General features: G+C 43.5%; 11 protein-coding genes. 7 read left to right on the top strand and 4 right to left on the bottom strand.

Annotated features, from left to right (window positions below; translation table 11 throughout):
* Nucleotides 1-39 precede the first annotated feature (39 nt).
* Nucleotides 40-807 (bottom strand): hypothetical protein, encoded by a 768-nt coding sequence (locus tag DXX92_RS16205; RefSeq protein WP_116001547.1) that lies wholly within the window; start codon nt 805-807, stop codon nt 40-42.
* A gap of 474 nt (nt 808-1,281) precedes the next feature.
* Here DXX92_RS16205 and DXX92_RS16200 point away from each other — a divergent pair, with 474 nt between their 5' ends.
* The 5 genes from DXX92_RS16200 (at nt 1,282) to DXX92_RS19110 (ending at nt 4,897) form a co-directional block, all read left to right on the top strand.
* Entirely contained in the window at nt 1,282-2,601 is a 1,320-nt protein-coding gene (locus DXX92_RS16200) for an alpha/beta hydrolase (RefSeq protein ID WP_147301978.1), read from the top strand.
* Nucleotides 2,598-3,353, top strand: coding sequence for an MlaA family lipoprotein (locus DXX92_RS16195; protein ID WP_116001543.1), 756 nt, complete (start codon nt 2,598-2,600; stop codon nt 3,351-3,353). Before DXX92_RS16200 ends, DXX92_RS16195 begins: the two co-directional genes overlap by 4 nt.
* 231 nt (nt 3,354-3,584) lie before the next feature.
* On the top strand, nt 3,585-4,337 hold the full coding sequence (locus DXX92_RS16190) for a 1-acylglycerol-3-phosphate O-acyltransferase (RefSeq protein WP_116002476.1): 753 nt from the start codon (nt 3,585-3,587) through the stop codon (nt 4,335-4,337).
* 1 nt (nt 4,338) lies between these two features.
* Nucleotides 4,339-4,689 carry a ribonuclease E inhibitor RraB gene (gene rraB / locus DXX92_RS16185; protein WP_116001541.1) on the top strand — a complete coding sequence of 117 codons (351 nt, stop codon included), beginning with the start codon at nt 4,339-4,341 and terminating at the stop codon, nt 4,687-4,689.
* 49 nt (nt 4,690-4,738) lie between these two features.
* Nucleotides 4,739-4,897: a hypothetical protein gene (locus tag DXX92_RS19110; protein WP_181901565.1), complete on the top strand. Its 159-nt coding sequence runs from the start codon at nt 4,739-4,741 to the stop codon at nt 4,895-4,897.
* Between the two features lie 134 nt (nt 4,898-5,031).
* Here DXX92_RS19110 and DXX92_RS16180 read toward each other — a convergent pair whose 3' ends face one another.
* Both DXX92_RS16180 and DXX92_RS16175 read right to left on the bottom strand, forming a co-directional pair.
* Nucleotides 5,032-8,130, bottom strand: coding sequence for an efflux RND transporter permease subunit (locus tag DXX92_RS16180; RefSeq protein ID WP_116001539.1), 3,099 nt, complete (start codon nt 8,128-8,130; stop codon nt 5,032-5,034).
* Complete coding sequence (locus DXX92_RS16175; protein ID WP_181901770.1) at nt 8,127-9,254, bottom strand: efflux RND transporter periplasmic adaptor subunit; 1,128 nt, start codon at nt 9,252-9,254, stop codon at nt 8,127-8,129. Before DXX92_RS16175 ends, DXX92_RS16180 begins: the two co-directional genes overlap by 4 nt.
* 223 nt (nt 9,255-9,477) lie before the next feature.
* Here DXX92_RS16175 and DXX92_RS16170 point away from each other — a divergent pair, with 223 nt between their 5' ends.
* Together DXX92_RS16170 and DXX92_RS16165 are read left to right on the top strand one after the other, a co-directional pair.
* A complete protein-coding gene (locus tag DXX92_RS16170) occupies nt 9,478-10,089 on the top strand; it encodes a TetR/AcrR family transcriptional regulator (protein WP_116001535.1) in 612 nt (203 codons plus the stop codon).
* A gap of 109 nt (nt 10,090-10,198) precedes the next feature.
* Nucleotides 10,199-10,903 (top strand): SapC family protein, encoded by a 705-nt coding sequence (locus DXX92_RS16165; protein ID WP_116001533.1) that lies wholly within the window; start codon nt 10,199-10,201, stop codon nt 10,901-10,903.
* A gap of 253 nt (nt 10,904-11,156) precedes the next feature.
* On the opposite strand, the gene ccmE is transcribed toward DXX92_RS16165, so the two are convergent.
* On the bottom strand, nt 11,157-11,669 hold the full coding sequence (gene ccmE / locus DXX92_RS16160; protein ID WP_116001531.1) for a cytochrome c maturation protein CcmE: 513 nt from the start codon (nt 11,667-11,669) through the stop codon (nt 11,157-11,159).
* Nucleotides 11,670-11,693 lie beyond the last annotated feature (24 nt).

The following is an 11,693-nucleotide window of genomic DNA, read 5'->3' as shown; positions in this document are numbered from 1 at the left end:
TCGTTCGCCTTAAGCTTCGTTCACTAGCTGACAATATATTTAGAAGGAATAGCTTGCGCCGATAAGAGCCATATGAGCAAGTGCGTCGGCATCCAATGTTGAAAGCTTTGTATCTTCGGCAACTGATGTCGCAGTAATTGCACCCACAATAGACCAATTTGGTGTGAGTTGATAGTTACCGATAATGCCAAATGTTGCACTGGTAATGTCAGTGCCGATAAGGTTTTGTGTTTCAAACAAGTTGGGAACGGGGCCGTAGAATGACGTGGCAACGGTTGTATCTAGTTGCTCAATTTTGGCTGACAAAGCAATGTCTAGTGCTTGGTAGGAAGCGACCACATAGCTTGTTTGCAAATAGGCATTGTCTTTTGCCAGTTCAGCAGTTTGTGGTGTTAAGGCAAGTGGCTGAGTAGAAAACTGCATCAATGAATATTGCGTAATTGCTGGCGATAAAAATTGTGCATCAGTGGCGATATTGGGTTCACTCTCAACACTTCCTTTATTATTTGTTACGGCTTGGAGCGCTTGTGCTGCGAATATTTCGTTGTGCTGTAGCCAACTTACTTCAGTATTGAATGTGCGCTGTGACTTTGGTGTCTCTTGAATGGTTTGTTGTGCAGAGGTTTCAGGCGAACCACTATCAATAAGTGAAGGCTCAACAAATAAACTACCACTTGATGGATTAGGAGCACTTTGTTGAGTAACTAAACCCTGATGAGTTTGTTGGCTATGCTCGAACGCCACTGCTTTGTAGACAATGGTGCAATAACACATCAACAGTGCCGCAATAAACAAATGCTTAACCATGAAATCCCCTTGGTACTTCAACTGCCGAACGTGGGTCATCTAGTGTAGAAAACCATTATATTTGGTAACTTTTTTGCGATAATTTTTTCAGCGGTATTTTTTGCGTTAACGTGGTTCACTTAACCTAAGTAACTTATGTTGGGCAACTTATCACCTTCCAACTTATCACCTTCCAACTCATTGCTTTTTAACTAATGCCATTCCAGCTCGCAACTCACCAATATGTGTAAGGTAAGTAAAAGTTGAATGCTGAGCGGGCAGGTGCCGCTGATTTATCGTTATTATGGTTATATAAACGAGTATAGTTGCTATTTTGGAGTGCGTGAGTGCTTTTTAAGTCATGCTTTTTACTTGTTTGATAAAAAAGAAAATCTTTTGGTATATGAGGCAATTTACTGATTCTGTGTCACAATATCGTCTAATTGAATGAGCAATATTGTGTTACGTTCAAAAGCGTTACTAAAAGGAGGATATGTGCGGAATTTAATAGGGCTAGCTTTGTTGTTTACAATAACAGCTTGCAGCCATACTGCCACGCAGCCTGAACAACAAGCGGCAGCGAATCAAGAAACTAAGGTTTGTGATCTACCTTATACCAAGTTCCAGTCAACGGTGACTGGGTATTGCCAAGAAGTCGCAGCAGAACTGCCAAAAACGATTCCCAGTGAAACCTTAACACTTGAATTTCGTCCCGTTGAACAAATCCCTGAAGTCTTTTGGTTTAATCAAAAGTTAGCCTACACGCTAAATCAGCAGCCTAACTCAGCACCTTTAGCCTTTGTTATTGCTGGTACTGGCGCGGCTCATGACAGCCCAAAAATGAAGACACTGCAAAAAACGCTGTTTAGTCAGGGTTACCATGTTGTTTCATTGTCGTCACCAACTTATCCGAACTACATAATTAATGCGACAACTCGCGACGATATGGTTGGCGATTTAGCCAAAGATGCTAAGTCGTTATATGCCAAGATGTCGGCAATTTATGAGCAACTGCAATCGAGTCACAACGTTGAGGCGACGAGTTTCTCGTTAACGGGTTACAGTTTGGGCGGAGCACACTCCGCTTTTATTTCTCAATTAGATGAAGAGGCTAAAGTTTTTAATTTTGAAAAGGTTGTACTCATTAACCCGCCAGTTAGTCTATACAATTCAGTGCAAATACTAGATGGCTATTTGGACTTGGAGTACAACCGCCCAGCGGCGGTCGCCATGGTTGACCGTATCTTCGATCGCTTAGCAGAGCAATATGCATTGCAAGAATCATCTGAGCTTTCACAGGAAAGCATTTATTCGCTATTTGCTGGTGCCAAGATGACTGAACAAGAGCTGAAGTTACTTATTGGCGCATCATTTCGCATGTCTTCAGCAGATATGATGTTTGCGATTGATGCAACCTACAATATTGGTGCATTAATCTATAAAAATCATGACATCAGCAAATTTGAAAGCATTACGCACTCAATGCATCGTGCTGACGACATTACCTTTACCCGATACTTTGATCGCCATATGTTGCCTTGGACACAGAAGTTAGAGCCAAACGTTACTCGTGACGACATGATTGAGCGCTTGAGTTTAGTGGCAATTGAAGACTACTTAAAATCGGCGGAAAAAGTCACTGTGGTGACAAACCAAGACGATATCATTCTAGCGGAAGGTGAAGTGGACTATTTACGAGAGGTATTTGGAGCACGCGCCCAAATCTTTGAACGTGGTGGTCATTGCGGAAATATGGATCGTCACAGTTTTGTTGAATATATGCGTGGCCAATTTGTTGGAGCTAGCACCCTATGAAGCGTAAAACACTAAACTTTCAGCATACTGCATTGGTAATCATCACCCTGTTGCTATCAGCTTGCTCAGCAAAGCCTCAACTGGCCGAAAATACCGAACCGCCGCGTGTAAAAATCGCTGACGACATCAAGCAACATTCGTTATTTGAGCGTTATGCCGATCCATTTGAAGGATTTAACCGTCGCATGTATTACTTTAATGCCAAAGCGGATGAATACGTGCTGCTGCCTATTGTTTCTGGATACAAAGCGATTACGCCAGATCCCGTTGAAAAAGGTGTCAGTAACTTTTTCAGTAATTTAGGCGAGTTACCAACGCTGGCTAACGCTCTTTTGCAATTGAAATTTGATGTGGCTGCTACATCTTTTGGCCGGTTTGCACTCAATTCAACCATTGGGCTGGTTGGTTTGTTTGATGTCGCTTCACCAGTAGGCTTAAAAGAGCAAAATGAAGACTTTGGCCAAACCCTTGGCTACTGGGGCGTAGGTTCTGGGCCATACTTGGTCTTACCTTTACTTGGGCCATCGTCAATGAGGGACGCTACTGGGCTAGCTGTTGACACGCTTGGCTATCGAGAGCTAGTTAAAGAGTTAGATTTAACCAGTGAAGAAGAACTGTTTTTGGATGCTCTGCGCAGTGTTAACGGGCGTGCTAATGTGCCATTCAAATATTACCAAACAGGCTCTGCATTTGAATATGAGCGTATTAAGCTACTCTATATGAAATTTAGAGAGATACAAATAAAGCGCTAACTGAACCAGTAAACTAGCTAATATTTCAGGGCGAGCTGTTAAGCGTTGTGTTGCAGCTCGCTTGATATTACTTTCAGCTCTCGCTACCCCAAGAGCTCCCTCCTCAGTTAACTTGATGTGACTTACTCGCGAGTTAGGCTAGCAATATTGTGTACTACCGATTAAACATTCACCTAAATCCATGTATACTTGCGCCCCTTGCATTTTGTTAGATCAGATTGGGGCAATCACTTGTTAGCAGTAGTACGAATTATCATCTTAGCAATCGCGTTAATGGCGATTTCTATTTATGCCTGCATATTTAGTTTGTTACGACCATTTCACCGTAATAATGTTTGTCATGCGGCACAACTCCTTGGCAAGTTGTCAAAAGTTATCGGTTTAGATGTCGAAGTAAGGCTACCTTATGATGTCAGCAAGCATGAGCCCGTTGTCTATGTCTGTAATCACCAGAATACTTACGACATTTATACATTAAGCGGTGCGGTTCAGCCTAATACTGTGAGTATTGGTAAAAAAAGCCTTAAATGGATCCCGTTTTTTGGTCAGATGTACTGGCTAACTGGCAACATCCTAATCGACCGTAAAAATACGGGCAAAGCAATCAATACCATTGCTTCAAGTGCCGATAAAATGAAAGAGAAGGGCTTGTCTGTATGGCTGTTTCCCGAAGGTACACGTAGCTACGGGCGCGGTTTATTACCGTTTAAAACGGGCGCTTTTCGCACCGCATTACAAGCTGATGCGCCAATCGTGCCTATTTGCGCTAGTAATACCCACGGCGTGGTAAAGCTTAACCGTTGGAATAATGGCAAAATGATTATTGAATTTATGCCACCAGTGCACTTCACAGAAGAAGATAAAACAAATATTCGCGCTATGGCTGATCGCGTAAGAACGTCTATGCTGGAAAGAATCCAAGCACTAAGTTTAGAAGCGGGCACCGAATTACCGTCGAACAATGTAAAGAGTAAAGGTAAATAAGATGACAAATGAAGAGCTAAGCCATTGGACCGAGTACACAGAGTCTTTGGTGAATGAACTACTCGAAGACGGTAGTAACGATGAGGTGTATCACACCATAGAGCATCATTTCTCGTCTGCTGACTTTAATCTATTGGAAAAAGCAGCCATTGCCGCGTTTAAGATGGGACTAGAAGTAGAAGAGCCAGAAGAAGCAGAATTAGAAACAGGTGAAAAAGTATTTGCCTTTGACATAATTACCGAGCAATACTTAGACAGTGAACTAATTTTAGACGAAACCCAAAAAATGGTGCAATTAGCTCAGCAGTGTAATGTTGACTATGACGGCTGGGGCACCTATTTTGAAGAATAGTTAGCGAATAGGCTAACGCGAATATACAGCTGATTTTAGGAGAGTACCGATGGAGTGGTTTAGTCAGTTATTACAACCAGAAGTTTTATCATTGTTAATTCCCATCGTCGCAATTGTTGGTGCGTTTGCTGTAGCAGCGCTTAACGCACACCATAAACATCAAGAGCGCATTGAGAAGATTAAGCAAGGATTTAACCCGGAAAAGTAAATCTCAAAACACTGCAATATCAATCCCCGCAATTTGGGACATATGCAAAAAAGAGCGAAGTTCATTTGAACTTGGCTCTTTTTTGTATTTGTCGCTAGCTATTTTCAATCTGTATTAACACGCCCTAATAAACACTACGTATTAATACTGCTGTGAGCACCTTGCTCGGTTAGCTCGAATGGCGTTTTACAGCTAAACAATGAAAATGCAGCAGGCACAAAATAGAACGACAACAAGGTCGTTAGCACAGTACCGCCGGCAATCGCGATAGCAAATGGCGGCCAAAAACCCCCACCTGCCAATATTAACGGCAGGAAACCACCAACCGTCGTAATGGTTGTCGATGTGATATGGCGAGTACAATTTTGCACACCTTTAACAATGGCTTGTTTATCTCCTTGAACGGCAAGTGGATCTGCTTTGAGCTCAGCAATAATAACAATAGCTGCATTGATGGCGAGGCCCATCAAACCTAATAAACCAATAATTACCGTAAAGCCAAATGGGTGATTAAATAGGTAAACACTTAATAAGCCTAAGCCAATCGATTGGAAGGCTGTGAGAAAAATAATAGCGCTGATTCTAAATGAATTGAACGACAGCACGACCACAGTCACTAGCAAGGTAAGGATAACGCCAATACTCGCGAGTAGTTTGCCAACGGCCGTGTCGCGCTCAGCAGACTCTCCGCCAACCTCAATACGGTAGCCACTTGGAATATTAAAATTGGCATTGGCCATATTTTGTTGAACGCGGTTTAGCACCACAGAGGGCAATATACCTGCGCGTAAATAGCCTTCGATGACATTAACACGCATCCCGTCACGATGTGGAATAGCGCCACGTGAAGGCTTAATCGTTAGCTCAGACAGGGCTGTTAGCGGCACCATGGCAGTACCATTAGCCGCAAGTAAATTAACATTAGCAACATCAACTAACTCATTACGCGCCTCATTGCTAATGCGCACGCGTACAGGAATAGATTCCGTTGCTTCAATAACTGAGCCATTGACTAAGCCAGATAACGATTGGCTCATTTGCTGGGCAATATCGACCAAGTTTAAACCTGTTAATGCTGCCGCATACTCGTCGGTTTGCACCCATACCTTTGGGGTGCCTGGTTGCAATGTTGCGCGGGTGTGAACAACGTCTTCTGTTGCCATCATAATTCGGCGCACTTCATCGCCAATGGTTTTGAGCGTATCTAAGTTTGGTCCGAAAATACGCAGTTCAACAGGGGCATTGAACGGGGGCCCTTGTTCAAGTTTACGCAGCAAAATTTGTGCACCGGGAAACATGTCGTCAAGCTCTCGCTGAATAATGGGGAGCAGTCTATTCGCGGCTTTAAAATCAACAGCGGTGATCATTCCTTGGGCATAGTTTTGCAGTCCGTCTTTATTGGGGATCATGTTGTAGTAAAACGACGGTGCATTCTTGCCGATAAACCAGCGTACTTTGTCGATACCTTCTAGCTGATATAGGTATTGGCTGACTTGCTCTGCTTTAGCGCGAGTATTATCGATACTGCTTTGTGCGGGCATAAAGAGCTCGATTTGAAACATATCCCGATCCGAAGGCGGAAAAAATTGCTCTGTTAAATGTTGCGCTGCAATAAAGCCAAATAGCGGTAAGCAAAACACGGTAATAACCGCTGTCCTGCGATAGTTGAGGGCAAGGTTGACACTTTTTTCAAATGTCTTACTAAGATGCGTCAGTTTAATGCCTGAGTTATACCAAACGTGCTTATCGCCCATTTTCTTGGCGACAAAACGACCGGCAAGGCCAGCAACGATAGTGTGGGAAATAATATAAGAGCCTATCAGTGAAAAGATAACACTGAGCGCAATACCACCGACAAATTCGCCAGCTGGCCCAGGCATGAGTACGACAGGCATAAAGGCTAATATTGTGGTTACGGTTGAGCCTAATAACGGCAGCCATAAGTGTTTAACGGCGTAAGCAACACTGTCTAGGCGTCGCATACCTTGCTGGCGTTTAAATTGGATCGTATCCGTCATTACAATCGCGTTATCAACCATAATGCCTAATGCCACAACTAAGCCGGTTACCGACATTTGATGAATCGGCAAACCATAAATATTCATGACAGCGAGCGTGAAAAATACGGTTAATGGCAATGAGGTTGCAACAATTGCTGCGCTGCGCCAACCCAGGGTAACCAGCAATACTAAGGAGATAAGCACAAAGCCTAGCGCAATATTGCTGACCAATTCGCCTAGGCGAGTTTCCGTGTAGGTGTTTTGATCGAAGAGCACTTCTAGCTCAATTGAGGACGGTAGCTTAGCTTTATATTCTTCAAGCGCTGCTTCTACTTCTTTAGTCCACTTATCGATGCGTAAGTCAGGCAGCATTCGTGTGGCGACAACCAGCGACGCTTGGTTATTTACTAATGTAATTTCACGAGCTGGCCAAGTCAGCGTTTTATCAACTTCAGCAATATCTCCTAAGGTGATTAAGCCGCCGTGCTCATTCTTTTTTAAGGGAATATTGCGTATTCGCTCAACAGTTTCGAGTGCTCCCGTTAGCTCTACTTGCATTTGATTGTTAGTGTTAACCAGTTGACCTGCTGCGACTTTGGCATCTGCCATCAGTATTTTTTGAGAAATTTGCGCAGAGCTTAGTTTAAGTTGAGCACTTTTATTGTCATCAACTTCAACTAGGATTTCTTCCTCCCCCTGTCCGAATATTGTGACGATATCGGTGCCAGGGATAAGCCTTAAGCGGTTTTGTAAATCATTAGCGTAGCGGCCTAGGCTGGCAATGTCAGGCTCGCCTTGTTGTTGCCAGTTTAACGCGATGAGCTGGGTATAGGCGTAGCCTCGATCGTCTTCTAACGTTGGCGAGAGCGAGCCTTTAGGTAATTCAGGTTCAACTTCCGCAATTAAATCGCGAATTCGAGACCATATTGGGCGGGTATTGACAATCTCATCTTTAAGTTTGATTTGAACAACGGAAAGGCTTGGCCTAGATGTTGAGGTAATGAGGTCAATTTCAGGTATTTTCCGCAGTTTCTGTTCGATTTTCTCAGTAATTAGTACCTCAATTCGCTCGGCACTTGCACCAGGCATACGAGTCAGCACGCTGGCGTTACGGTTTTCAATATGCGGGTCTTCGGTTCTCGGTAATGTGGAAAGTGCGCCAAGGCCCGAAACTATCAGTAAGGCAATAACCAGCGACATTACGCGGCCATTGCGAACAAATGAACGGATCATTGTTCAGCTCCAGCAGCTCTGACGACTTGGCCGGGTACATAGCGATGAAGGCCTTCCTCGACAATGGCTATCTTAGTTTCATCTAGGCCAGTGATGTAAGCCATCGAGTCAGTTGTATGCACAACATTGACAGTATATGGCTTGATGACAAAATGACTGTTTTGCTCAACCGCTGCATAGATATTCCATTGACCGCGAACCCCATCGGTAATGGCAGTAAGTGGCAACCAATAACCTGCTTGAGCAATTTCTTGCTTGATGGCAACACGGGTAATTAAACCGCTTACGTTCTGCTGGGCTTGATCAAGTACTAAACGGATATTAACAGTTCGAGTAGTTGGATTGATTTGTTGCCCAATGGCTTTAATCGTCGCGGTATTTTGTTGCTGGGCGATGGTGACAGGTAGCTGCTCACCAAGCGTTAAACTGGCAGCAACTTTGGCGGGTACGCCGATGGTGATCTCTTGCTGGCTTTGTTTGAATACAGTAAAGGCTGGCGAGCCTGGACTGACTAATTCACCTTGAGAAACAATACGTTCGTTGACAATACCATCATACGGAGCGCGCAACTCGGCTTTTGCGATTTGGTAACTCAAGGCATCATAAGAGGCTACTAAGGCATCCTTATTTGCGGTTAACACGCCATACTGCGCTTCTAGTTCGTCTATATTTTGCTCGGACGCATATTGTTTACTGATTAGGGACTTAACTCTTGCCAAGTTTGCTTGGTTCAAGGTGAGTTGCGCCTCAACTTGCGCGATTTGTGCTTTTAGCTCGTAGGCGCGAATATTAAGCAGTTCAACGTCTAGACTGGCAAGTAATTCGCCTGCTTTAATGGCATCACCACTGTCTTTAATCACTTCAGTAACGCGACCACCAAACTCAAAACTTAGCCTAGTTTGTTGCTTAGCGGCAATTTCGCCGATGTACTCGCGGGTAATGGTATAGCTAGTTTGTTGGTTGATCTGCTCGATGCTTGCGGCGTGAAGGTAAGGGGTATCGTCTGGCTTGCCGACAGCCTGCTCTGAGCAAGAGGTAACACTAACGACCGCTGTTATTGCAATGGCTAATTTCTGCCAAATGTTTAGTTTCAACCAAGTGCTAGCTGAATTAGCGTTATTCATAACCATCCTTATCCATATGCTTTTGCCACTAACTGGCATTTGCTAATAAATTAGTCTTTACTGGACTGCTCAGTCTATTCAGTCTAGATGAAGTGTACTGGACTGTCTAGTCTACTTTAGCTACAGTATTATTAATGTTTCACTTTGCACATTAACGCTATGCAAATAAACACCACGCAAATAAAGGCAATGCAAACAAACTTTAAGTATAACGGCACGCACGATGACTAAACCTCGCAGTCGAAACCGAACCAAGCAGCAGCAAATTCTTAACGCTGCCACTGAGCTATTCACTGAGCAGGGCTATCATGCCACGAGTATGGCGCTCATCGCGCAACATGCAAATGTGTCTAAACAAACAGTCTATAGCCACTTTGGCTCAAAAGAGGAATTGTTTGCTGCTGCCATTGAACAAAAGTGTGATACCTCAGGTTTGCTAGACATTAACCACATCGACTTGTCAGATCCCAAATCCGCTTTACTTGCCGTTGCAAAGCGATTTTTTCTTATGGTTACGTCCAAAGAGGCGCTTGCCGTTCACAAAATTTGTGCTTATGAATCAAAAAAGTACCCGCAACTATCGGAACTCTTCTACCAGGCTGGCCCAGAGCGCTTAACGGCAGATGTCGCAAAACTGTTAGCAGAGCTCAATGCGCGTCAGTTGATCAGTATTAAAGCACCTCACACAGCAGCGGTGCAGTTCTTACTGCTGATGAAAGGTGAAGCTTGGGGCCGTGTTGAGTTTAATACGCCTAAGCAGCTTTCTAACGCAGAAATTGATGAATATTTATCTGACAGTGTAGATTTCTTTTTACGGGGCTACAGCCCGGAATAAGTTGCGATAACCTTGCTTTAAGAATTCCCAATATTCAGGGTTACATTCGCTTCACATTTTGCTATAACGCTGTCATTAAAATTATTCTAATCGTTTTAAAGGATCCTTTATGCCTGCACCTGTTAGGCCGCTCAACGCTGTTGACCACGGTAAAGTAAAAATTAACCCATCACGTCATTTTGCTCACGTTGAAAAAGAGCAAATTGTGCCACTTATCGTTCACGAATTTGCTAGCACGGCTGCAGAAATGCCAATTGTATTCGTGAAAAACTCTGAAACAGGTGAGTTTACGCCAGTGGCAATATTAGGCTTTGAACAAGGTGAAAACTTGTTTTATGGCCAACAATGGCTTGCGAGCTATGTACCAGCGGTAATCATGCACCATCCGTTTGCATTAATGCCTGCACAAGATAACCCAGAGCAAATGCAATTGGTTATTTCAGAAACGGATGAAGTGCTTAATGGCACTGAAGGTGAGGCATTGTTTACTGAGGCTGGTGAAGAAACCCAGTATTTAGAGCAGCGTAAAAATGCATTAGGTAAGTACTTTGAAAATACTTTTATTACTAAAGGTTTTGTTAATTTCCTAGTAGAGAAAGCGTTGATCGTTGAGCAAACGCTGAACCTAGAAGTAAACGGCCAAAAACGTCAGTTAAATGGTATTCACCTTATTGACGAGAAAAAGCTTAATGCCCTACCTGATGAAGACTTCTTAGAAATGAAGAAGCGCGGTTACCTATCGCCGATTTACGCGCACCTATTATCAATGCAGCAGTTTAATAACTTAGCGAAATTGAAAAACAAAACAACGTAATTGTTGTTCGAACAATTAGGGCGTGTTGATCTTTCAGGGTTGTTTTTGCAGCAGTCTGTTTGGGTTTTATACAAGGCGGCACTTGTGCAGTGTAGTCATTCTCCATAAATAAGTGCCAACACAGCAGAAAATTCAATCTCGAAAGATCAACACGCCCTAGTAAAAACCGGCTAAATGCCGGTTTTTTTATTGGGTGAATAGTTGGGCGAATTGTTGACTACATTGCAGAGCGAATTGTGATTCGCGACTGTGCTTAATTCGAACTCTCTAACTGCTTGCCACTATAGCTAGGCTTTTGGTGCATAGTGCCCGCTGCGTCAGCCAACTCTTTTGGCATGTAGTTCTCGTCATGCTTTGCCAAAACTTCAGAGGCCTGAATAATAAAGCCATCGGTTAGTACGCCGTTAGCCACAATACCTTGTCCTTCACGGAACAAGTCAGGCAAGATACCATCGTACTTAACGGTGATCATAGGGTCATTCGCATCAAAGCTAATCGGCATTTTCATATCAGCGAGTCTAAAGGTGACTTTTAAGCTGTCAGGATCACGGTTAACTGTTTCTGGCACCACTAAGCCACCCACACGAAGTCGCTGACCGATTTGTGCTTTTAAGCCTGTATCTTCTTTGCCGTAATGGATTTCAGAAGGTTTATAAAATAAATCGATATTTTGGCTAAGCGCGTACAGAATTAGCCCTGCGACGACACCTAATCCTGATAAAACGGCGACAACGATGGTTAATCGTTTTTTCCTTCTAGGATTCATGCGTTACCTCTTTATTACCTTTTT

Source organism: Thalassotalea euphylliae, assembly GCF_003390395.1.
In the GTDB taxonomy this organism is placed as follows: domain Bacteria; phylum Pseudomonadota; class Gammaproteobacteria; order Enterobacterales; family Alteromonadaceae; genus Thalassotalea_F; species Thalassotalea_F euphylliae_C.
The sequence above is the reverse complement of the archived record's forward strand: the minus strand, read 5'-3'. Positions and strand labels throughout refer to the sequence as shown.